16 protein-coding genes are annotated in these 22,452 nt (G+C 63.9%); 12 read left to right on the plus strand and 4 right to left on the minus strand.

Annotation, left to right across the window (positions count from 1 at the left end; translation table 11 throughout):
• Position 1: 1 nt before the first annotated feature.
• From QRN04_RS14070 to QRN04_RS14080, 3 genes are all read right to left on the minus strand, one after another.
• Positions 2 to 3,970 carry a Pls/PosA family non-ribosomal peptide synthetase gene (locus QRN04_RS14070; protein WP_284976640.1) on the minus strand — a complete coding sequence of 1,323 codons (3,969 nt, stop codon included), beginning with the start codon at positions 3,968 to 3,970 and terminating at the stop codon, positions 2 to 4.
• Between the two features lie 92 nt (positions 3,971 to 4,062).
• Positions 4,063 to 5,028: a quinone oxidoreductase family protein gene (locus QRN04_RS14075; protein WP_284976641.1), complete on the minus strand. Its 966-nt coding sequence runs from the start codon at positions 5,026 to 5,028 to the stop codon at positions 4,063 to 4,065.
• 82 nt (positions 5,029 to 5,110) lie between these two features.
• Entirely contained in the window at positions 5,111 to 6,199 is a 1,089-nt protein-coding gene (locus QRN04_RS14080) for a fatty acid desaturase family protein (RefSeq protein WP_284976642.1), read from the minus strand.
• A gap of 162 nt (positions 6,200 to 6,361) precedes the next feature.
• Between QRN04_RS14080 and argC the strand changes: the two genes are divergently transcribed.
• From argC to QRN04_RS14125, 9 genes are all read left to right on the plus strand, one after another.
• Positions 6,362 to 7,405 (plus strand): N-acetyl-gamma-glutamyl-phosphate reductase, encoded by a 1,044-nt coding sequence (argC, locus tag QRN04_RS14085; RefSeq protein ID WP_284976643.1) that lies wholly within the window; start codon positions 6,362 to 6,364, stop codon positions 7,403 to 7,405.
• Positions 7,402 to 8,568 carry a bifunctional glutamate N-acetyltransferase/amino-acid acetyltransferase ArgJ gene (gene argJ, locus QRN04_RS14090; RefSeq protein ID WP_284976644.1) on the plus strand — a complete coding sequence of 389 codons (1,167 nt, stop codon included), beginning with the start codon at positions 7,402 to 7,404 and terminating at the stop codon, positions 8,566 to 8,568. The genes argC and argJ overlap by 4 nt, the downstream gene beginning before the upstream one ends.
• Positions 8,569 to 8,579: 11 nt before the next feature.
• The gene (argB, locus tag QRN04_RS14095; protein WP_284976645.1) at positions 8,580 to 9,554 is read left to right on the plus strand and encodes an acetylglutamate kinase; all 975 of its coding nucleotides are present in this window, start codon (positions 8,580 to 8,582) and stop codon (positions 9,552 to 9,554) included.
• The gene (locus tag QRN04_RS14100; RefSeq protein WP_284976646.1) at positions 9,551 to 10,873 is read left to right on the plus strand and encodes an acetylornithine transaminase; all 1,323 of its coding nucleotides are present in this window, start codon (positions 9,551 to 9,553) and stop codon (positions 10,871 to 10,873) included. Before argB ends, QRN04_RS14100 begins: the two co-directional genes overlap by 4 nt.
• Complete coding sequence (argF, locus tag QRN04_RS14105) at positions 10,870 to 11,877, plus strand: ornithine carbamoyltransferase (protein WP_284976647.1); 1,008 nt, start codon at positions 10,870 to 10,872, stop codon at positions 11,875 to 11,877. Before QRN04_RS14100 ends, argF begins: the two co-directional genes overlap by 4 nt.
• Entirely contained in the window at positions 11,877 to 12,413 is a 537-nt protein-coding gene (locus QRN04_RS14110; protein ID WP_284976648.1) for an arginine repressor, read from the plus strand. The genes argF and QRN04_RS14110 overlap by 1 nt, the downstream gene beginning before the upstream one ends.
• 56 nt (positions 12,414 to 12,469) lie before the next feature.
• Entirely contained in the window at positions 12,470 to 13,675 is a 1,206-nt protein-coding gene (locus tag QRN04_RS14115; RefSeq protein WP_159734867.1) for an argininosuccinate synthase, read from the plus strand.
• Positions 13,672 to 15,087 (plus strand): argininosuccinate lyase, encoded by a 1,416-nt coding sequence (argH, locus tag QRN04_RS14120; RefSeq protein ID WP_284976649.1) that lies wholly within the window; start codon positions 13,672 to 13,674, stop codon positions 15,085 to 15,087. The genes QRN04_RS14115 and argH overlap by 4 nt, the downstream gene beginning before the upstream one ends.
• 76 nt (positions 15,088 to 15,163) lie before the next feature.
• A complete protein-coding gene (locus QRN04_RS14125; protein WP_284976650.1) occupies positions 15,164 to 15,901 on the plus strand; it encodes a maleylpyruvate isomerase family mycothiol-dependent enzyme in 738 nt (245 codons plus the stop codon).
• On the opposite strand, the gene QRN04_RS14130 is transcribed toward QRN04_RS14125, so the two are convergent.
• Complete coding sequence (locus QRN04_RS14130; RefSeq protein WP_284976651.1) at positions 15,898 to 17,415, minus strand: DNA-3-methyladenine glycosylase 2 family protein; 1,518 nt, start codon at positions 17,413 to 17,415, stop codon at positions 15,898 to 15,900. The two genes, QRN04_RS14125 and QRN04_RS14130, sit on opposite strands and share 4 nt — an antisense overlap.
• A 106-nt stretch (positions 17,416 to 17,521) precedes the next feature.
• Here QRN04_RS14130 and QRN04_RS14135 point away from each other — a divergent pair, with 106 nt between their 5' ends.
• The 3 genes from QRN04_RS14135 to tyrS all read left to right on the plus strand — a co-directional run bounded on the left by QRN04_RS14135 (position 17,522) and on the right by tyrS (position 21,831).
• The gene (locus QRN04_RS14135; protein ID WP_502868804.1) at positions 17,522 to 18,166 is read left to right on the plus strand and encodes a DNA-3-methyladenine glycosylase; all 645 of its coding nucleotides are present in this window, start codon (positions 17,522 to 17,524) and stop codon (positions 18,164 to 18,166) included.
• A 90-nt stretch (positions 18,167 to 18,256) separates the two neighbouring features.
• On the plus strand, positions 18,257 to 20,485 hold the full coding sequence (locus tag QRN04_RS14140; protein WP_284976652.1) for a HelD family protein: 2,229 nt from the start codon (positions 18,257 to 18,259) through the stop codon (positions 20,483 to 20,485).
• Between the two features lie 35 nt (positions 20,486 to 20,520).
• Complete coding sequence (gene tyrS / locus QRN04_RS14145) at positions 20,521 to 21,831, plus strand: tyrosine--tRNA ligase (protein ID WP_284976653.1); 1,311 nt, start codon at positions 20,521 to 20,523, stop codon at positions 21,829 to 21,831.
• Positions 21,832 to 22,452: the final 621 nt, after the last annotated feature.

The raw sequence follows: 22,452 nt of genomic DNA on the forward strand, positions 1-22,452 counted from the left end.
TCTACTTGAGACGGGGAGCCTGTGCAGACGGACCCACCCAAGGGCTCACCGGATTCCCCATCCAGTAGGTTCCGGCGGGAACCGTTTCGCCCCGCATCACCAACGACGCCGGACCCACGGTGCCGCCGTCGCCGATACTGGCCGCAGGGAGGATCACGCCATGCGGGCCCATCGTGGCACCCTTACCGAGCGTGACGGAGTCCAGGCTCATCACGCGGTCGTGGAACAGGTGGGTCTGGACGACGCACCCCCTGTTAACGGTGGAGTTTTCACCTAATTCAACGAGGTCAGCCTCAGGGAGCCAATAGCTTTCGCACCAGGTACCGCGTCCAATCTTGGCCCCGAGACCACGCAGCCACCACACCAATGCCGGAGTTCCTGCCGCCGAGCGGGCAAACCAGGGTGCGCTGACCATCTCGATGAACGTGTCCACGACTTCGTTGCGCCAAATGAACGAGCTCCACAACGGGTGTTCACCGGCGCGGATAGTGCCCACCAAAACCCACTTCGCCACGATGGAACTCAGGGCCGCCACGGCGCCAGCGGCGAGCAACACGACCCCGCCCAAGAGTGCTGCCGCCCAGTACCCCCACCCGCGGGCTATCCAGTCCAGGACGAGCATGACGCCGACCGCGATGCCCACCGTGAGGATCACCGGCACCAAACGGCACAGTTCCCAAAGCGCCCTTGCCAACTTGAGCTTCAGCGGCGGTTGGAAGGTGCGCGCCTGGTCGGCGCCGACGACGGTGCGGCGCAACCTGACCGGCGGGCTGCCCAGCCATGAGGTGCCGGACTTTGCCTTCGCAGGAGTCGCGGACAGTACTGCCACAAGGGAGTTTTTGGGAACATTGCGGCCGCCGGCGATCATCCCCGAATTGCCGAGGAATGAGCGTTTCCCGATCTTTGCCGGTGCGATTTTCATCCAGCCGCCACCAAGTTCATAGGACGCCACCATGGTGTCATCGGCGAGGAACGCGCCGTCGCCGATTGTGGTCATGCGGGGGACCAACAGCACAGTGGAGGCCTCGACGTTCTTTCCGACCTTGGCACCCAGCATGCGCAACCATAAGGGCGTGAACAAGCTGGCGTAGATCGGAAAGAGCAGGTCCCGGGCCATGTCCAAGAGCCGTTCGGTTGCCCACACTTGCCAACCGATACGGCTCCTGACCCGGTGGTAACCCTCCGTTAGCCCAAGCCCGAGGAGCCTGGCGGTTGCGAGGATCAGGAGCAAGTTGCCCAAGAACCACACCACTGCAGCCAGGGGGGTGGACATGATGATCTGGGGAATCGCTGATTCCAAAGAGTCGTTGTTCCGGATGAACGCCAAGACCAAAAGAGCCGCGAGGCATGCAGAGAGGTAGGGAATCAGGGCAAGGAGCGCCGAGGCGGCTGCGAAGGCGGTTAGCCACAGGCGGTTCACGGCGCTGCTGTGGGAGGTGGTCTCAGGCCAATCGTGCTTCGCTTTCCCGCGCCTGACAGCAGGAGAGCCGGCCACCAGGTGACCCGCCTTGACCTTTCCCAGCACCGCAGAGCCTGGTTCAACGTGGGCACCTGCGCCGATGGTTGCCCCTGGCATCAGGGTGCTCCTGGAACCCACAACTGCACCGGCTCCTACATGTATTTGGCCGATGTGGACAGAGTCTCCGTCCACCCACCAGCCGGAGAGGTCCACCTCCGGCTCGATGTTGGCACCGGTTCCCAGGGATAGCAGGCCTGTCACCGGTGGGAGGGAGTGCAGATGCACGTCCTTGCCGATTTTCGAGCCGAGTGCGCGGGCGTAGTACGGGACGAACGGCGCGCTCGCCAATCCGATGGCACCAGCGAGATCCTGGATCTGCTCCGCCAGCCATAGCCGCAAGTGCATCCTGCCCGACCTCGGATAAGTGCCGGGCTTGACCCTGTTGCCCAACAACGCCCTGGCAGCGAGGACGGAGATGCCCATGCGTCCCAAGGGACTCACGAACACGAGCCATGAGGCCGCGATCCACCACCAGGAAACAGTCGGCGCCACCGTAAAGCCGGCGTAGTCCGCCAGCAGTTTGTTGATGGCCATGAGGAAGGTCAGCCAGCGCATCCCGACCAGGATGTGGAGGGGGACGCCCATGAGGACTTGGAAGATTTGCGACTTCAGAGCAGTGGGCTGGACGGTGCGTTCCGGCGCGGGACCGGCCGTGCCGCCGTCGGGAAGTGATTGGCGGGCAGTGTCTATCAGTGCCCCAATGCGCGGGGTCGCGTAAATGTCCGCCACTGTGATGGTGGGATAGCGGAGCCGGAGCGCGGAAACCAGCTGGGCGGCGGCCAATGATCCGCCACCGTAGGCGAAGAAGTCCGCGTCCAAGGATCCCACGGGACTCCCTAGGACGGACTCCCATTGCTCCACTACCCAGGCAGCATCCGGGGGAAGGTTCAGCGGGGCGTCGCGGGCTTGCTGGGCACCGGCGCCTGCCAGCGGCCAGGGCAATGCATGGCGGTCCACTTTGCCGCTGGTCTTGGTGGGCAGCGAATCAACGATCGTGAGCAGGGGAACCAGCGCTGCAGGTAGGCTGCCGCCCAGCTGTGCCCGCGCGATATCCAGGTCAAGCTCGACTCCCTCGGCCGGAGCCAAGTAACCGACCAGGATCTGGTTCCCCGCCGCCGTCGTTTGGACCGCGGCAGCAGCGCCGGCCACGCCGGGGAGGGACTGCAATGCTGCATCCACCTCACCGAGTTCAATACGCCGGCCACCCAGTTTGACCTGCTCATCCGCCCGGCCCATGAAGATCAGGCCGTTAACCTCGAAGCGCACGAGGTCGCCCGAACGGTAGGCCCGGTCCCAACCGAGGGTGGGCATGGGCGCGTACTTTTCCGCGTCTTTGGCCGGATCCAGGTACCGGGCCAGCCCGACGCCGCCGATAATGAGCTCGCCAACCTCACCTTCGGCCACCGGCAAGCCGTCGGAATTGACGACGGCGAGGTCCCATCCGTCCAGTGGCAGCCCGATCCGAACGGGGCCTGGTCCGCCCAAGGGCGCAGCGCACGCCACAACCGTCGCTTCCGTGGGCCCGTACGTGTTCCACACTTCGCGGCCGTCCACCGCAAGCCGCTGCGCAAGTTCGGGAGGGCACGTTTCCCCGCCGAAGATGAGGAGCCGCACATTCTCGAGCGCCTCAATGGGCCAGAGGGCGGCAAGAGTGGGAACAGTGGACACTACGGTGATGCCGTGGTTGATGAGCCACGGCCCCAGATCCATGCCTGTTCGCACCAAAGCACGTGGGGCAGGGACCAGGCAGGCACCGTGCCGCCACGCCAGCCACATTTCTTCGCACGAAGCATCGAAGGCTACCGACAGGCCGGCAAGGACCCGGTCCTGTGGCCCTATCGGATCGGATTGGAGGAAGATGCGGGCTTCAGCGTCGACGAACGCCGCCGCGGAGCGGTGCTTCACGGCCACGCCCTTGGGTGTTCCGGTGGAACCTGAGGTGAAGATGATCCACGAGTCGTCCTCCAATCCGGGTGCACTGGGTACCGGAACGTCGGGCAGGGGTTCCCTCGGTTCACCGCGCAGTTGGACATCCAGTCCCGCGGTGACCACTGCCGCAACCTTCGCTTCCCCGAAGACCAACCGCGCGCGGTCGTCGGGATCGTCGGCGTCGACCGGAACGTAGGCGGCGCCCGCTGTAAGGGTCCCCAAGATAGCGATGTACAGCTCATTGGTCCCGGACGGGATCCTGACGCCGATCTTGTCACCGCGGCCAAGGCCCAGGGAGTTCAACATGCCGGCAAAGGTGCGCACTGCCAGGATTAGTTCGTGATAGCTCAGCGATTCCTGGCCGTCGTCCAAGGCCGAAGACTCCGGAAAAGACGCAGCTGTCTGCTCCAGGATGTCCACCAACGTACGTTCGTCAGGGGCGGCGCCGCTTCCCGGAAGTTGGGGACGTGACGTGGTCAGGGCAGCGGCGGGCCCGGCTGCCACCGGATGGTCAGTGCTCACGGCCTCAGCTTTCCCCAGGTAGGTGAACGGCAGGTGTCGGACGGATGCGGGGCATCACCCCGCGTTGTGCAGGTGTTCGCCTGCCATGCCTATCAGGGGAGCAGGAGGACTTTTCCGGTGGTGAGGCGTCCTTCCAAGTCCTTATGCGCTTGGGCTGCTTCCGCGAGCGGATAGGTTGCACCAACCCGCACGGCGAGGGTGCCATGGGCCGCGGCGTCGAAAATATCAGCTGAGCGCCACCGGCGCTCTTGGGAATTCTGCACGAAGTGGGCCATGGTGGGCCTGGTCAGTGTCAGGGAACCGCCTGCGTTCAAGCGCTGGGGGTCAACAGGTGGCACTGGGCCTGATGCGGCACCGAAGAGCACCATGGCTCCGCGGATTCGGAGGCTCTTCAACGAGTCGTCGAACGTGTCTTTGCCGACGCCGTCGTAGACCACGTGCACGCCCTCGCCGTCGGTAAGTTCGCGGACTTTATCGGCGAATCCCTCGTAGCGGAGTACGTCGTCGGCGCCGGCGAGCTTGGAAAGATCGGCCTTCTCATCCGAGGACACCGTGGTGATGACGCGGGCTCCCCGCTCTTTCAAGAGCTGGGTCAGCAGCAAGCCAACTCCGCCGGCTCCTGCGTGCAGAAGCACGTTGTGTCCTGGTTCAACGCGGAAAGAGGAATTCATCAGATAGTGGGCCGTAATTCCCTGGAGCGGGAGTGCCGCCGCTGTATGGTCGTCGACGCCGTCCGGTACAGGCAGTGCCTTGCTGGCATCGACGAGGGCGTATTCCGCGTAGGTTCGGATGCCCTCGGCCGTGGCCACGCGGTCACCTACGGAGAATTCTTCGACACCTTCTCCCACAGCGTCCACAGTGCCGGCGGCCTCGGCCCCCGGGGTGAAGGGGTACTCCACCTTGTAAAGTCCGCTGCGCTGGTAGGTGTCAATAAAGTTCACGCCCGCCGCTGCCACTTTGATCAGCAGCTGGCCCGGCCCGGGAACGGGGGGCTCAACCTCTGTGTAGGTGAGGACGTCAGGTCCTCCGGCTTGGCCTGCAACGATCGCGTGCGTCATAGTGGCTCCTCCCGGCCGGGCGGTCTCTCCTCCCGGTTCCTCCATCCATCCTAGGGATGTTGGCGGCCCCGGTGTCGAAAAACTAGAAGCGTCCGTGCGTCGAGGCCACCGGACAGTCGAAACCGCGGCCCGCAGCCAAGCCGACCTCGTTGAGGTAGCTGACAACAATCCCGTAGGACTTCACCAAAGTGGTTTCGGTGTACGGAATGGAGTGCGCCGCGCAGAATTCGCGGACGATTCCCGACGCCCGATGAAGTTGGGGTCTGGCCATATCGGGAAAAAGGTGGTGCTCCACCTGCCGGTTCAGGCCGCCCAGGAGGAAGTCCATGAACCGGCCTCCTGAGATGTTGCGGGAGGTGAGGACTTGGCGGCTAAGGAAGTCCACGCGGCTGTCCTTCGGGAGGACCGGCATTCCTTTGTGGTTGGGCGCGAACGAGGCCCCCATGTAAAAGCCGTAAACCATGATCTGCACGCCAAGGAAGGCAAAGGCCATGCCGAGGGGCAGGAATGAGAAGGCCAGCAGCGGCAAAGCCACAAGCCGGGCAACCAGGATTGGAGACTCCACCCAGCGATAGCGCATGGTTTGCTTTCCAAAGACGAAGCGGAGGGAGTCGAACTGCAAACTCAACCCCAGCAGCGTCAGCAGCGGGAAAAAGAACCAACCCTGCTTCTTGGTAAGGAACGCCAGCCGGCCTTTGCGTTCGGCCGCAGCATCCGCATGGAAGACCAAGAGGTTGTTCTTGATATCAGGATCTTTGGAGATCACGTTGGGGTTGTTGTGGTGGGCGCCGTGTTTTTGTTCCCACCAGGAGTAACTGATCCCCGCAACGGCAGTTGCCAGGAGCCTGGCGGCCCAATCGTTGGCGCGGCGGGAAGCGAAGATCTGCTTGTGGCCCGCCTCGTGTGCCAGGAAGCTGAGTTGGGTGCAAAGAATGCCGACGGCGGCCGCTATGAGGAGTTGGTACCACGATTCCCCCAAGAGGGAGAAACCAATCCAGGTACCGGCCATGAGCAGGACGAGCGCCACGAATACCCAGATGTAGAATCCGCTTCGGCGTTCAAGAAGGCCCGCTGATTTTACGCTTTTGAGGAGTTCGGAATAGCTTTTGACCACAGGATTTGGCTGAATGCCGCGGGGTGGAGTTCGCTCGGAGGTGGAAGTGGGTGGCAAGAGTTGCCCCGTATCGCTAACGGGCAACGTTGCAGCCGACGTTCGGACTGCACGGTCTTGATTACCCTTCACTAAGCATACGTGCTATCCCGTCACATAGGCAGCCAAAGGTGCATGCATAATTATCGGATGGAATGAATATGTTTGCTGTATAGTGAAGTCATGACTATTTCTGTTGCCGTTTCCGGCGCCAGCGGCTACGCCGGTGGGGAAGTGCTGCGTCTGCTGGCCGGGCACCCGGATGTCACCATCGGTGCGATTACAGCGCACAGCAACGCTGGTTCCAGACTAGGTGAGTTGCAGCCGCATCTCCACGGTTTGTCGAGCCGGATCCTGGAAGACACCACGGTTGAGAACCTCTCCGGTCATGATGTGGTGTTCCTTGCACTCCCGCACGGCACCTCAGCGGAGATCGCGGCCCAGTTGCCGGAAGGCACACTGGTTATCGACGCCGGCGCGGACCACCGCTTGCAGAATCCCGCAGCGTGGGAAAAGTTCTATGGTTCCGCCCACGCGGGCACATGGCCCTATGGCTTGCCGGAGCTCCCCGGGCAGCGCGATGCGCTCAAGGGCGCCAATCGCATCGCTGTTCCGGGTTGCTACCCGACGTCGGCCTTGTTGGCCTTGGCGCCGGGATTCGCCACGGGGATCCTTCAACCGGATGACGTCGTCATTGTTTCTGCCTCGGGTACCTCAGGCGCCGGCAAGGCCGCGAAAGTCAACCTGATCGGATCCGAAGTCATGGGTTCCATGAGCCCGTACGGAGTGGGCGGCGGACACCGGCACACTCCGGAGATAGAACAGGGCCTTTCCAATGCGGCAGGGGAGCAGGTCACCGTCTCGTTCACCCCCACACTGGCTCCGATGAGCCGGGGTATCCTCACCACGGCGACGGCCAAAGTGCGGTCCAGGGCAGGACGCAGTGTCACGGACGCCGAACTTCGCCAAGCGTGGGCAGATGCTTACGACGACGAGCCGTTCGTGCACCTTTTGCCCGAGGGCCAGTGGCCCACCACCAAGTCGGTGCAGGGGTCAAACCATGCGGTCATGCAGTTGGCGTTCGATCAGCACACCGGCCGCGTGATCGTGACGTGCGCTATCGACAATCTCACCAAGGGGACCGCCGGCGGCGCCGTGCAGTCCATGAACATTGCCCTCGGCCTGGATGAAACCGCCGGCCTGAACCTGCAGGGAGTTGCACCGTGACCATTACCGCCCCCAAAGGATTCCGTGCCGCAGGCATCAAAGCCGGCATCAAAGCCTCCGGCAACCCCGATCTGGCCCTGGTGGTCAACGACGGACCCTCGAAGGCCGCTGCCGCAGTCTTCACGTCCAACCGCGTAGCCGCCGCTCCCGTGCATTGGTCGAGGCAAGTGGTCAGCGATGGCCGGGTGGACGCTGTGGTCCTGAACTCCGGCGGCGCTAACGCCTGCACCGGTCCGCAGGGTTTCCAGAACACCCACGCCACTGCGGAGAAGGTGGCGGAGGTGCTGGGAGTCTCAGCTTCCGACGTCGTGGTGTGCTCCACCGGCCTGATCGGCGAGCAACTGCCCATGGACAAGATTCTTCCGGGCGTGGAGGCCGCGTTCGGTGAGCTGTCCGACGACGGCGGTTCTGCTGCGGCGACTGCGATCATGACCACGGACAGCGTCTCAAAGGAAGCCGTCTTCACGGGAACCGATGCTGAAGGTAAGCAGTTCACCGTTGGTGGCATCGCCAAGGGTGCCGGCATGTTGGCGCCGGGCCTGGCAACGATGCTGGTGGTCCTCACCACCGATGCGCAGGTCCCGGCTGACGAGCTCGACGTCGTGCTCCGCGATGCCACGCGCGTCACGTTCGATCGCGCTGACTCCGATGGCTGTATGTCCACCAATGACACAGTGGTGCTCCTGTCTTCGGGCGCCTCCGAGGCACTGCCGTCCACGGAGAAGCTGGGCGAAGGAATCACGCAGGTGTGCGCCGAACTGGCTCGCAAGCTGATCGGCGACGCAGAAGGGGCCAGCCACGATATCGCTATCCGCACTTTCAACGCGGCGAGTGAACGCGACGCGGAAATCGTCAGCCGAGCCGTGGCCCGTTCAAACCTCTTCAAGGCAGCCATCTTCGGCAAGGATCCCAACTGGGGTCGCGTTCTCTCGGCAGTGGGCACCACGGACGCCGTCTTTGAGGCCGATCAGCTCAACGTCGCCATGAACGGCGTACAGATCTGCCGCAACGGCGCGATCGGAGATGATCGCGACCTGGTGGACCTCGAACCCCGTGAAGTGCTGGTGGAAATCGACCTTAGCGCCGGTGACGCCGAGGCCACGATCTGGACCAATGACCTCACGCACGATTACGTGCATGAGAACAGCGCGTACTCGAGCTGAGCGGAATGACGATGACTGCGCAAACCCGCAACACTGCATCCATCGGCGGGGATTCGGCAAAGACCGCCCAGGACAAGGCCGGCACGTTGATCGAAGCCCTGCCGTGGATCCAGCGCTTTGCCGGCACCACCATGGTGATCAAGTACGGTGGCAACGCCATGGTCAACGAGGACCTTCGCAGGGCCTTCGCCGAAGACATCGTGTTCCTCCACCATGTGGGCATCCACCCTGTGGTGGTGCACGGCGGAGGACCACAAATCAACTCGATGCTGAGCCGTTTGGGTATCGAGTCCGAGTTCAAGGGCGGCCTCCGCGTCACCACTCCGGAGGCCATGGACGTGGTCCGGATGGTGCTGACCGGACAGGTGGGCCGGGAGCTGGTCGGATTGATCAACTCCCACGGACCCTACGCTGTGGGTATGTCCGGTGAGGACGGCGGACTGCTGCGCGCGGTCCGAACTGGCACTGTTGTGGACGGCGAAGAAGTGGACCTCGGCCTGGTGGGCGAGGTGGTCGGCGTTGATCCCGCCGGAATCAAGGACATCCTTGACGCCGGCCGCATTCCAGTCATCTCGACGGTCGCCCCGGAGATTGTCGACGGCGACCCCCGGGCTGACGGCTCGCGCGGCTTCCAGACCACGGGCCAAGTGCTCAACGTCAACGCCGATACCGCTGCTGCAGCTGTCGCTTCGGCCTTGGGCGCCACGAAGCTGGTCATCCTCACGGACGTGGAAGGTCTTTACGCCGACTGGCCGGACAAGTCGTCCCTGATTTCTTCGCTGACTGCCTCGGAACTGCGCGACATGCTGCCAACGCTCGAATCCGGAATGATTCCCAAGATGGCCGCGTGCCTCAAAGCCATCGACGAGGGCGTGGAACGGGCACACATCGTGGACGGCCGCCTCGCCCACTCGATGCTGTTGGAGACATTCACGACGGCGGGTATTGGCACCCAAGTAGTACCGGACGAGGAAGTGAACGCATGAGCGAAACTGTTGGCCTCAATCCCACCGGCGATGGCGCCCCCCTCGCTACGGAGGACGCCGCAACCACGCTCGTTACCCAGAGCTCGGGCGCTGACTGGCTGGCCCGCTACTCGTCCTCGCTCATGGGCGTGTTCGGCACCCCGCAGCGCGTCCTGGTCCGGGGTGCAGGCTGCCTGGTGTGGGACGCCGACGGCAAGGAATACCTTGACCTCCTGGGCGGCATCGCGGTGAATGCCTTGGGCCACGCCCACCCGTTCGTGACCTCGGTGATCTCCAGCCAGCTCGCCACGCTGGGGCACGTCTCCAATTTCTTCACCAGCCCCACACAGATCGCGCTCGCCGAAAAACTGCTGGCGATCAGCAACGCACCGGAGGGCTCCAAGGTATTTTTTGCCAACTCCGGCACTGAAGCGAATGAGGCCGCCTTCAAGCTGGCCCGCCGCAACAACACCACCAACCGCACCAACACCACCAACCCAGGCGGGAAGCGCACCAAGATCATCGCCCTCGAAGGCGCCTTCCATGGCCGCACCATGGGTGCCCTCGCGCTCACGGCCAAGGAAGCCTATAGGGAGCCCTTCGAACCACTGCCCGGTGGCGTGGTCCACATACCGTTCGGTGACATCGAAGCCTTGCGTGCCGCCGTCGACGATTCCACCGCGGCCGTTTTCCTCGAACCCATCCAGGGCGAAGCGGGTGTGCGGCCGCTCAGCGTCGAATACTTGCAGGCGGCCCGCGAAGCCACCAGCAAGGCCGGTGCGCTGTTGATCCTGGACGAGGTCCAGACGGGTATCGGGCGCACCGGAAAATGGCTCGCCAGCGAGGACGCCGGCATCGTCCCCGACGCCGTGACGCTCGCCAAGGGACTGGGCGGCGGCTTCCCGGTGGGTGCCTTGATCACTTTCGGAAGTACGACGTCGGCCCTGCTCACCGCAGGCCAGCACGGCACCACTTTCGGCGGCAACCCGGTGGCTACGGCGGCGTCGCTTGCCACGCTCCACGCCATCGAAAGCCAGGGCGTCCTGCAGAATGTGCAGGCTGTCGGAGCCCATCTACGCCAAGGCCTTGCAGGCGTCGAGGGCGTGACCGAAGTCCGCGGCGACGGCCTGCTGATTGGCTTCGACCTGGACGCGGACATCGCACCTGCAATGGTGACCGCAGGCCTGGACGCCGGGTTCATCGTCAACAGCCCCGGCCCGCGAACCATCCGCCTCGCCCCGCCACTGATCCTCACCACCGAGCAGGCCGACTCCTTCTTGGCGGCACTGCCGGACCTGATTGCCACGGCCAAAGACACGACTTCAAAGGACTCCCAGTGACTACTTCCACCACCACACGTCACTTCCTCAAGGACACCGACCTCAGCCCGGCCGAGCAGCGCGAGGTCCTCGAACTCGCGGCGCGGATGAAGGCGGCGCCCTACAGTGTGCAGCCGTTCGCTGCCGACGGCCAGGGACGCAAGACCGTTGCGGTGATCTTCGATAAGACCTCAACCCGTACGCGGGTCTCCTTTGCCACCGGCATCGCGGACATGGGCGGCAACGCCCTGATCATCAACCCCGGCGAGGCGCAGATCGGCCACAAGGAATCCGTGGAGGACACAGCGAAGGTCCTGGAGCGCATGGTCTCCACCATTGTGTGGCGGACCGGCGCCCACGCAGGGCTGGTGGCCATGGCGGAAAACTCCAAGGTCCCGGTGATTAACGCCCTGTGCGACGACTACCACCCCTGCCAACTCCTTGCGGACCTCCTGACGGTCAAGGAACACAAGGGCGAACTTGCCGGATTGACCATGGCCTACCTGGGCGATGCTGCCAACAACATGGCAAACTCCTACCTCTTGGCCGGGGTCACGGCCGGCATGCACGTCCGCATTTCCGGTCCTGACGGATACCTGCCAGCGGCAGAGATCGTCGCGGCCGCAGAAGAACGGGCCGCCGAAACAGGCGGGTCCGTGCTGGTCACCAGCGATGCGGCGGAGGCCCTGAAGGGTGCCGACGTCGTGGCAACGGATACCTGGGTTTCCATGGGGCAGGAATCCGAAAAGGAAGCCCGGATGCAGTTGTTCCGTGAGTACTCCGTGGACGAGGCGGCCATGGCACAAGCGGCGCCGGACGCCGTCGTGCTTCACTGCCTCCCGGCCTACCGCGGTTATGAGATCTCGGCAGGCGTCATTGACGGTCCGCAGTCCATTGTGTGGGATGAGGCAGAGAACAGGCTCCACGCCCAGAAGGCGCTCATGGCCTGGCTGATGCACCGCTCGGGCCTGGCTTTCGTCGAGGGGCTTGCTCCGGTAGAGGGAACCGGGGAGAGCACGTTCTAGTGTCCGCCAACCCGTCCGTGCCACCGGTCAGCCCGGCCACCAAGACAGCCCGCCAGGCGCGTATCACCGCGATCCTGACGGGTGAGTCCGTGCGCTCGCAAGCAGAGCTTGCAGCTTTGCTGGCGGACGACGGCGTCCAGGTCACCCAGGCGACCCTGTCCCGGGACTTGGTGGAACTGGGCGCGGTGAGGGTCCGCGGCAAGGAGGGAGTCCTGGTCTACGCCGTTCCGGGCGAAGGCGGGGACCGGAACGCCAAGAGCGGTGTCACGCAGGAAATCCTGGATGCCCGGCTGAGCAGGCTTTGCGGCGAACTGCTGGTGACGGCGGAAGCTTCGGGCAACATCGTGGTGTTGCGTACACCTCCGGGGGCTGCAAACTTCTTGGCATTGGCCATCGACCACTCGGTGATGCCGTCCATTTTGGGTACGATCGCAGGCGATGACACGTTGCTCTTGGTGGCCCGGGATCCCGACGGCGGAGCGGACCTCGCAGCGCGCTTCCTCCATATGGCCGAGGAAGCCGGTCCCGGCAACTAAAAGCTTCACACAGCATTGATTCGAATGAAACCAAGCAACAACAAAGGAGCACTCTCGTGACTGAGCGCATTGTTCTGGCCTACTCCGGTGGCCTTGATACGTCCGTAGCCATCGGCTGGATCGGTGAAGCCACCGGTGCCGAGGTCATCGCCGTGGCGGTCGACGTCGGACAGGGCGGCGAGTCCCTGGAGACCATCCGCCAGCGCGCGCTCGGTTGCGGCGCCGTCGAGGCCTACGTCGCTGACGCCCGTGATGAATTCGCCAACGAGTACGCCATGCCGACGCTGAAGGCCAACGCACTCTACCAAGGCCACTACCCGTTGGTTTCGGCCATTTCGCGTCCCGTCATCGTGAAGCACCTCGTGAAGGCTGCCCGCGAGTTCGGCGCCACCACGGTTGCCCACGGTTGCACCGGCAAGGGTAACGACCAGGTCCGCTTCGAAGTTGGCATCCAGACCCTCGGTCCGGACCTGAAGTGCATCGCACCGGTCCGCGACCTCGCGCTCACCCGTGACAAGGCCATTGCCTTCGCGGAGGAAAAGGGCCTCCCGATCGAGACCACCAAGAAGAACCCGTACTCGATCGACCAGAACGTCTGGGGACGCGCCGTCGAGACCGGCTACCTTGAGGACATTTGGAACGCTCCCACCAAGGACATCTACGACTACACCGCCACCCCGGAGTTCCCGCCGGCCCCGGACGAGGTCACCATTTCCTTCCAGGCCGGCGTGCCGGTAGCGATCGACGGCGTGAAGGTCACCCCGCTGCAGGCCATCCAGGAACTGAACCGCCGTGCCGGCGCCCAAGGCGTTGGCCGTATCGACGTCGTCGAGGACCGCTTGGTGGGTATCAAGTCCCGCGAGATCTACGAAGCACCCGGAGCCATGGCTCTGATCACCGCGCACAAGCACCTTGAGGACATCACCATCGAGCGTGAGCAGGCCCGGTTCAAGGCCACTGTTGGCCAGCGCTGGTCCGAGCTCGTGTACGACGGCCAGTGGTTCTCCCCGTTGAAGCGCTCCCTGGACGCCTTCATCGAGGACACCCAGCAGTACGTCTCCGGCGACATCCGCATGGTCCTTCACGGCGGCCAGGCAATCGTCAACGGTCGTCGCTCCGAGACCTCGCTCTACGACTTCGACCTCGCCACCTACGACACCGGCGACACCTTTGACCAGTCCATGGCCCGCGGCTTCATCGAGCTGTGGGGCATGTCCTCCAAGGTTGCTTCCGGCCGCGACCTCCGGGTTGCGGGCGAATGACAAGCGGTACAAATGAAGGTGCCCTGTGGGGTGGCCGGTTCGCCGGCGGCCCCGCGGATGCGCTGGCCGCCTTGAGCAAGTCCACCCACTTTGACTGGCGGCTTGCCCGGTACGATATTGCCGGTTCCAAGGCGCACGCCCGGGTGCTGGCCAAGGCCGGACTGCTGGACGACGCCGAGCTCGAAGGCATGCTCGCAGCCCTCGAGCAGTTGGACGAGGACGTTGCCAGCGGCGCCTACGCCCCGGCTGAGAGTGATGAGGACGTGCACGGTTCGCTGGAACGCGGCCTGATCGAGCGTGCCGGAACCCAGCTGGGTGGCAAGCTCCGCGCAGGCCGTTCCCGGAATGACCAAGTGGCAACCCTTGGCCGGATGTTCCTGCGTGACCATGCCCGGATCATAGCCCGCGATGTCCTTGCCACCATCGATGCTCTGGTCGAGCAGGCCAAGGCCCACCACGGTGTAGCCATGCCTGGCCGGACGCATCTTCAACACGCCCAGCCGGTGCTGCTGAGCCATCACCTGCTTGCCCATGCCTGGGCGCTGCTTCGTGATGTGCAGCGCCTCCAGGACTGGGATAAGCGGGCCGGAGTCTCGCCCTACGGCTCCGGTGCCTTGGCAGGTTCTTCGCTGGGGCTGGATCCTGAGGCTGTTGCCGCGGACTTGGGCTTCTTCTCGGCCGTCCACAACTCGATCGATGGCACCGCATCCCGCGATGTCTTCGCCGAGTTCGCTTGGGTGTGTTCCATGATCGGTGTGGACCTGTCCCGCATTTCCGAGGAGGTCATCTTGTGGGCAACCAAGGAGTTCTCCTTCGTGACGCTGCATGATTCCTACTCCACGGGATCTTCCATCATGCCGCAGAAGAAGAACCCGGACGTTGCCGAGCTCGCCCGCGGCAAGGCAGGGCGCCTCATTGGCAATCTGACGGGTCTCCTGGCGACTCTCAAGGGCCTGCCGCTCGCGTACAACCGCGATCTGCAGGAAGACAAGGAACCGGTGTTCGACGCCGCCGACACGCTGGAAGTGCTGCTTCCGGCTGTCTCGGGCATGATTGCCACGCTCACGTTCAACACAGAGCGTATGGAGTCGCTTGCGCCGCAGGGCTTCGCGTTGGCAACGGACATCGCCGAGTGGTTGGTCCGCCAAGGAGTCCCGTTCCGGGAGGCCCACGAGCTCTCCGGTGCCGCCGTCAAGCAGGCCGAAAGCCGTGGCGTGGAGCTGTGGGACCTAACGGACGCGGAATACGCGGCGATCTCGGAGCACCTGACTCCTGAAGTCCGCACCGTCCTCAGCACCAAGGGTTCGCTGGACAGCCGCAACTCGCAGGGCGGAACGGCACCGGCCGCCGTCGAACGCCAACTGGCGGCTCTCGAAGCGGAACTGGACGCAGTCCGTTCCTACGCGGGCTAACGACGCAAAAGAAGCTGTGGGACGGCACGTCAAGTGCTGTCCCACAGCTGTTTAACTGGTGCGTTAGCATGGCGCTATGACCCCGATCACCCCTGAGACGCTGCCCGCAGAGCTTCACAAAGCCGCCGACGTCGTCACCCGCCTCCTAGCCACCATGGACGATTCCTCCGTCGCTGAACCGTCGGAGCTTCCAGGCTGGACACGTGGACACGTCCTTGCGCACATCGGCGGGATCTGCCGGGCTATGGCCCGCCAGGTCGACTACGCCCTCCGCGGCGAGACCGTGGAACTCTACGACGGCGGCATGGAGGCCCGCAACAAGGCGATCGACCTGGCCGCCGGGCACAGCCTCGCGCAGCACACAGAAGCTGTTTCTGCCGCCTTGGGAGCAGCCACAGCTGCGTTCGACCATGTGAAGGGGGGCGGCTGGAACGCCCGCATCGCGTACAGGGACGGAACAGTGCTCGACGGCGGTTTAGCGCTTTGGCGCGAACTCACCATCCATGCCTCGGACCTCGGCCTGGGTTACGGGCCCGAGACGTGGAGCCGCCCCTTCTGCGAACATCTCATCGACTTCCTGGCGGCGCGTGTGCCTGAGAAGTATAAGTTCATCCTGCAGCCCACGGGTCTTCCCCAACTGGCTATCGGCACCGGCGGCACGTCCGTTGCCATCACCGGCATGCTGACAGACATCGCTGCGTGGCTCGCCGGACGGGAACCGAGCTTAGGAAGCCTGCGCGCAACCGCCGCTGCCGATGGAATCGAGCTACCCGGGCTCCTTCCATGGCCTGCCGCGCTGCCGGCAACCCGCTAAGCCGGTTGCTCCCTCACGCTCCGCTTCTTTGCCGCCGTCCGCCACAGGTGCATGGTGGCGTAGGAGCGCCACGGGCTGACCTCCTGGAACGTGGCACTCAAGCCCTCCCGGGGAGGCAGTAACTTCAACCCGTTGCGGACGGCGGCATCGTTGGCCAGGAAGATATCCGGGGCGCCAAGCACGCGCATGGCGACGTACCCGACTGTCCAGGGTCCAACACCGGGCAGCGGGAGCAGTTTGCGTTCCAGGCTCGGCACGTCATCCCCGTAGCCGAAGTCCAATGCCCCGCTCGCCATCGCTTCGGCTGCGGCCACGATGGAATCGATGCGGCGCTGGGGACCCCGGAGCAGGGCGCGGCCCTGGTGGGCGAGTTCTGTCGCCGTCGGGAAGAAGCGGTCCAAGCCAGGGGCACCCGGCCCGGCAGGGGAGCCGGCAACTGACAGCTGCGTCAGGGCTGTTCTGGCAGCCGCCACGGTGATCTGCTGGCCGATCATGGCCCGGATCAACAGTTCCTGCGGATCGACGGCACCAGGCATTCTCATTCCGGGAATGGCCGCGACCCGGTCTGCAAGCCTCGAGTCCGCCGCCAAGGCTTCATCGATTGCCTGCGGATCAGCGTCCAAGTCGAACAACCTCCGGACGCGGCTCAACAGTGCGGGGAGGTCATGAAGATCGGCCACCGTAGCCGTGAGCTGTAACGAGGCGCCGGACTTCGACGGACCGTAGGTCACAGGACTGTATGTCACAGAGAAGGAGGCGTTGCCGCGTGGTAGGCGCAGGGTTCGGGCGTACGTTGCCATTCCGTTCGGCCCGGTGCTGGCCACCTCGATCCCGGGAATAGCACGGACCGCCAGGAAGTCGAATATGCCGGGATCGAAGGGTTCCCGGTACGGCAAATTCAACGTCAAGGGCACCGGGCCCGCGGCGGAAGGTGCAGCAGCCCCGCCATGGTGGGGCTTGGCAGCAGTGGCGCGCAACGCCGTCGGCGTCATCGCGAAGACCTCACCGATGGTGTCGTTGAACTGCCGCACGCTGTTGAACCCTGATGCAAACGCAACATCGGCAAGGAGCATATCCGTGGAGGCGAGCAGCGTCCTCGCTATTTGGGACCGGCACGCCCTCGCCAGGGAGAGAGGTCCCGCGCCGAGTTCTTGGCTGAGGATCCGGTTGAGTTGCCGCGGCGAGTAGCCCAAACGTTGCGCCAGGCCATCGACGCCTTCGCGAGTGATGACGCCGTCGTTGATGAGTCGCATGGCGCGGCCCGCCACGTCGGAGCGGACGTTCCACGCGGGAGTTCCCGGAACGGCCTCAGGGAGGCAGCGTTTGCAAGCGCGGTAACCGGCCTCGTGCGCCGCGGCGGAGGTTTCGTAAAACGTCACGTTCTCCGCCTTCGGTGTGCGGGCGGGGCACGACGGGCGACAGTAAATGCCGGTGGAGCTGACAGCGGTGAAGAATTGGCCATCGAACCGGGTGTCGCGGGCGTCGATTGCCCTGTAGCGCTGCCAGAAGTCCATCTCCCCATCCTGCCAGTCGCCGGGGGAGACTCCTAGCGGGAATCGGACATGGCCGTTGCAGGCCTTTTGCTAGTGTCTGGGCATGAGCCCGTCCATGGAAACCTTCATGACAGAACCAGCGGACGTCCGTGCATTCCTCGCTGGCGACCCTCGCGTCATCGCCCCGTTGATACTCGGAGCGGTGCTGACCCACCACTCTGACGCGGGTCCGGTGTCCGTCAGGCTCACCGAGGTGGAAGCGTACATGGGCCCACGTGATTCCCAGCACCCCGACCCCGGCTCCCACACCTTTGGCGGACGCACAGCCAGAAACGCCCCGATGTTCGGGGCGCCAGGATTCCTCTACGTTTACTTCACCTACGGCATGCATTACTGCGCCAACCTCGTCTGCGGTCCGGAGGACGCACCATCCGCCCTCTTGCTGCGGGCAGGTGAGATTGTCGACGGCGAAGGACTTGCCGCGGCCCGCCGCCCCGCCGCCAAAACGCCAAAGGATCTGGCGAGCGGACCTGCCCGGCTGGCTTCCGCGCTGGGACTTACGACGGCGGACACAGGCCGTGACGCGCTCGCGGAACCTTTCAGTCTGTGGTTGCCGCGCTCGCCGGCCGAAGCGGTGTCCAGCGGACCCAGAGTCGGGGTGGCAGGACCGGGCGGAACGAGCGAATACCCATGGCGCTTTTGGGTCGACAACGATCCCACCGTCTCGCGCTACAAAGCGGCACGTCCGCGGAAGCGCGCCGTCACGATCTAACGCCGTCCGGCATGTGACCGCCACCCCACCGCGTTTACCAAAATCACTGTAGAATGGACGGTCTGTCTTTTGCGATAGGGGTACGGTTCGATGCACGACGCTGATTTGGTCCACGAGCAGGAATATGTGGCCGGGCTGTATGCCCGGCTCGATGAGCTGCGTGAAGAAAAGCGTGCCCAGTTGGCGCAGGTACGCAGGGCCGGTGCTGTGGGAACCATGCAGAATGTGTCCGAACGTGACGCTTTCGCGGCCCTGTACGAGGACCGCCTTGCCCAGCTCGACGCCGTCGATGACCGGCTGGTGTTCGGCCGCCTGGACCTCGACTCGGGCGAGGAGCAGTACATCGGCCGCATTGGCTTGACCACGGCTGACCTCCAGCGGCTCATGGTTGACTGGCGGGCGCCTGAAGCCGGCCACTTTTACCAGGCGACTGCCTTCGACCGGCAAGGTGTCCGTCGTCGTCGTCACCTGATCCTCCAGGGACGTGAGGTCAAGGCCATCGAGGACGATGTCCTGGACGCTGGCTTGTTGGCCGATGACGAGCCACTCCAAGGTGAGGGTGCGCTGCTTGCTGCCCTTAACTCCAAGCGCACGGGCCGCATGTCCGACATCGTGGGCACCATCCAGTCCGAGCAGGACCGGATCATCCGTTCCTCCATCTCCGGCGCCCTGGTGGTCCAAGGTGGTCCCGGTACGGGAAAGACCGCTGTCGCCCTGCACCGGGCAGCCTACTTGCTGTACACCCACCGGGACCGGCTCAAGAGCGCCGGCGTCCTCTTGGTGGGGCCGTCGTCCTCCTTCATGCACTACATCGAACGCGTCCTTCCATCGCTCGGCGAAACCGGCGTGGTCATGGCGAGCCTCGGCCGCCTCATGCCCGGAATCCATGCCGTGCCGGAGGAGGACAGCAACGTAGCGGCCCTCAAGGGCAAGCTCGACATGGCCAAGGTGGTGGCCAACGCCGTCGCCAACCGCCAACGGACCCCTGCCCAGGACCTGATCCTCGAAGTGGACTCGCGCAAGCTGACCCTTTCAGTCAGGCAGGTACGCCGTGCCCGCGAAAAGGCGCGGGCCACCGGCAAACCCCACAATGAGGCGCGCTTGACGTTCGTGAAGATCCTCCTGCGTGAGCTCACAGAGCAGTTGACCGATCTGGTGGAGGAGTCGAATATCGGCAACAATGCCGATCGCGCCTACCTGGCAGAGGACGTCCGGTCTGCCCGGGATGTCCGCATTGCGCTGAACCTTTGCTGGATGCCGATGACACCGGAGAAGTTGATTTCCGAGCTCTTCAGCAAACCCGCCATCCTCGAGGTCTGCACGCCACACCTGACGCCGGAGCAGCGCGACTTGCTGCAGCGTCCCGCGGACGCGCCGTGGACTGAGGCGGATGTGCCGTTGTTGGACGAGGCTGCCGAGTTGCTCGGTGAACTCGATCCGGCCGCAGGCAGGGGATTGGCCCAGCAGGAAGCGGACCGTGCCCGGGATCTCGCCAACGCCAAGCAGACCTTGGCCAACATGGAATCGATGGGCGTCGATGTCCTGGTCACGGCCGAAGAGCTCGCCGACCAGAACCAGGAACGTGAAAGCCGACTCACCGCGGCCGAAAGAGCCACAAGCGATCGCTCGTGGGCTTTTGGACACATTATTGTTGACGAGGCCCAGGAACTTTCGCCCATGCAGTGGCGCCTCTTGGTCCGTCGTTGCCCGTTGAAGTCCTTCACGATCGTGGGGGATATCGCGCAGACCAGTGCAGCGGCCGGTGCCAATTCGTGGAAGAGCGCCCTGGCGCCGTCGTTCGGTGACCGGTGGTCATTGGAAGAACTGACGGTGAACTACCGGACGCCGTCGCAAATCGCCGAGGCGGCGGTCCGCATGGCCAACCGCGCGGGTTTGGTGGTCTCGGCCCCCAAGGCTGTGCGGGAAGGCAAATGGTCGCCGATCGTGGACCGTGTCGATGCGGAGGGGATCGTGCCGCGCCTCCTTGAGGTCCTGCCCGAGGAAATCACAGCGCTCGACGGCGGATTGCTCGCCGTGATTGCCGACGGACCGCTGCTGCCGCAGGCCGCTGCCGCGCTCCGGAAGGTGTACGGACGGCGTGTCGGTGGTGGTGCGGGTAGTTACGAGCAGGACATCGTGGTGATGAGTCCCAAGGAAGCCAAGGGCCTCGAGTTCGACGGCGTGGTGGTTTTGGAGCCTGCAGCCATGCTGAACCACGAGCACGGAAAGGTGGGCGACCTTTACGTTGCCATGACGCGGGCCACGCAACGTCTTCGCCTCATCGCCGCCGCCCCGCTTCCTGCCGGCATCGAACGCTAGGAAAATGGCGCGTCAATCCTGCTAACTTAGATCTCGTGCCACACGTAAACAACATTGAGTCCCAACACAACGATCCCGCTTTTGCCAACATCTGGCAGGAGCTTAAATGGCGGGGTCTTGTACACGTTTCCACGGACGAAACGGAACTGGAAAAGCTTCTCGCCGGGGACCCGATCACCTATTACTGTGGCTTCGATCCCACCGCGCCTTCGCTGCATTTGGGCAACTTGGTGCAGTTGCTTTTGATGCGCCGCCTGCAACTTGCCGGCCACAAGCCACTCGGCTTGGTAGGTGGCTCTACCGGACTCATTGGGGATCCGCGTCCGACGGCGGAACGCACCTTGAACACCAAAGACACGGTGGCGGAGTGGGTCGGCTACCTCCAGGGGCAGGTACGCCGCTTCCTGAGTTTCGACGGTGAGAACCCGGCCCGGATGGTCAACAACCTGGACTGGACCGCGCCACTGAGCGCCATCGATTTCCTCCGGGAAATCGGGAAGCATTTCCGCGTGGGCACCATGCTCCGCAAGGATGCAGTTGCCTCCCGCCTGAACTCGGACGAGGGCATCAGCTACACCGAGTTCAGCTACCAGATTCTGCAGGGAATGGACTACCTCCAGCTTTTCCGTGAATATGGCTGCGCCCTGCAGACGGGCGGCTCGGACCAATGGGGCAACCTCACCAGTGGCACGGAGCTCATTCGCAAGGTCGAAGGCAAGAGCGTGCATGCCCTGGGCACGCCCCTCATCACCAACTCCGACGGCACCAAGTTCGGCAAGAGCGAAGGCAACGCCATCTGGCTTGATCCGGACATGTGCAGCCCCTACGCGTTCTACCAGTTCTGGCTCAACACCGCCGATGCCGATGTGGTGGACCGCCTTAAGGTGTTCACTTTCCTTTCACGGGCTGAGATCGAGGAACTCGGACAAGCGGTGGCCGAACGCCCGTTTGCCCGCGAGGGCCAGAAGAAGCTTGCCTTCGAGGTCACCTCGCTCGTGCATGGAGTCGACGCGACCGAGAAAGTCATCACCGCTTCGGCGGCGTTGTTCGGCAACGGAGACCTGACTGTGCTGGACGAACAGACTTTGGAAGCAGCCACTGCAGAACTTCCTTCGGCGAAGGTCGGAGCTGACGGCCTGGGGATCATCGATCTCTTGGTCGCCTCGGGACTGTCGGACAGTAAGTCTGCAGCCCGCCGTACTGTCGGCGAGGGCGGTGCCTACGTGAACAACACCAAGGTGTCTGATCCCGATGCCGTCATTGCTGAGGATGACTTGCTTCACGGCCGGTACCTGCTCCTTCGCCGTGGCAAGAAGAATCTCGCCACGATCGAAGTGTCGGCCTAGAGTCCTAACACGGAGAAGTCCTGGCATGGAGAAGTCCCTGCACGGAGAGGGCCGGCAACCGCTACGGTTGCCGGCTCTCTCCGCCTTAAACCCGGCGTTTCCACCACCACGCCCCGCGTGGTTTGACCCGGTTCGACGGCGGTGCGGGGCCCGATTTGTGCCGAGGTCATGGAGCGTGTAATGTCTTCTGAGTCGCCGCGAGTGAGGCAGCCTAGGGCTGGTAACTGCGGGGGCCGACCCCCTTCAATATGAGCCTGAAATTGGCGCGCTTGCCAGTGCGCCGGCGACGGGTGGGGGCTGATCGGACGGGATGGGAATCGCGGAAACGCTGATTTGCCAAGGCCAGGTTGATCAGGTAAGTTTGAAAAGTTGCTCCGGAGCGATCCTGGACCCTGTGGGGTGTGGGTGGTGCCGGTTAGTGTCTGTTGTTTGAGAACTCAATAGTGTGCCAAGTTTGTTGATGCCGATTGTTTTTTGATTGGTTGAAATTATGGCTGGGCTGTTGCGCACGTGTGTGTGTGGTGGTCTGGTTTTCAGCTGGTTTCGAATTTTGTGCAGCCGTGCCGGCCGTTATTTCCGGTGGGTGTGGTTGTGTCTGTTTGATTTTTTGTTTTCAACGGA

Source organism: Arthrobacter sp. efr-133-TYG-104 (assembly GCF_030208915.1).
Taxonomy (GTDB): domain Bacteria; phylum Actinomycetota; class Actinomycetes; order Actinomycetales; family Micrococcaceae; genus Arthrobacter.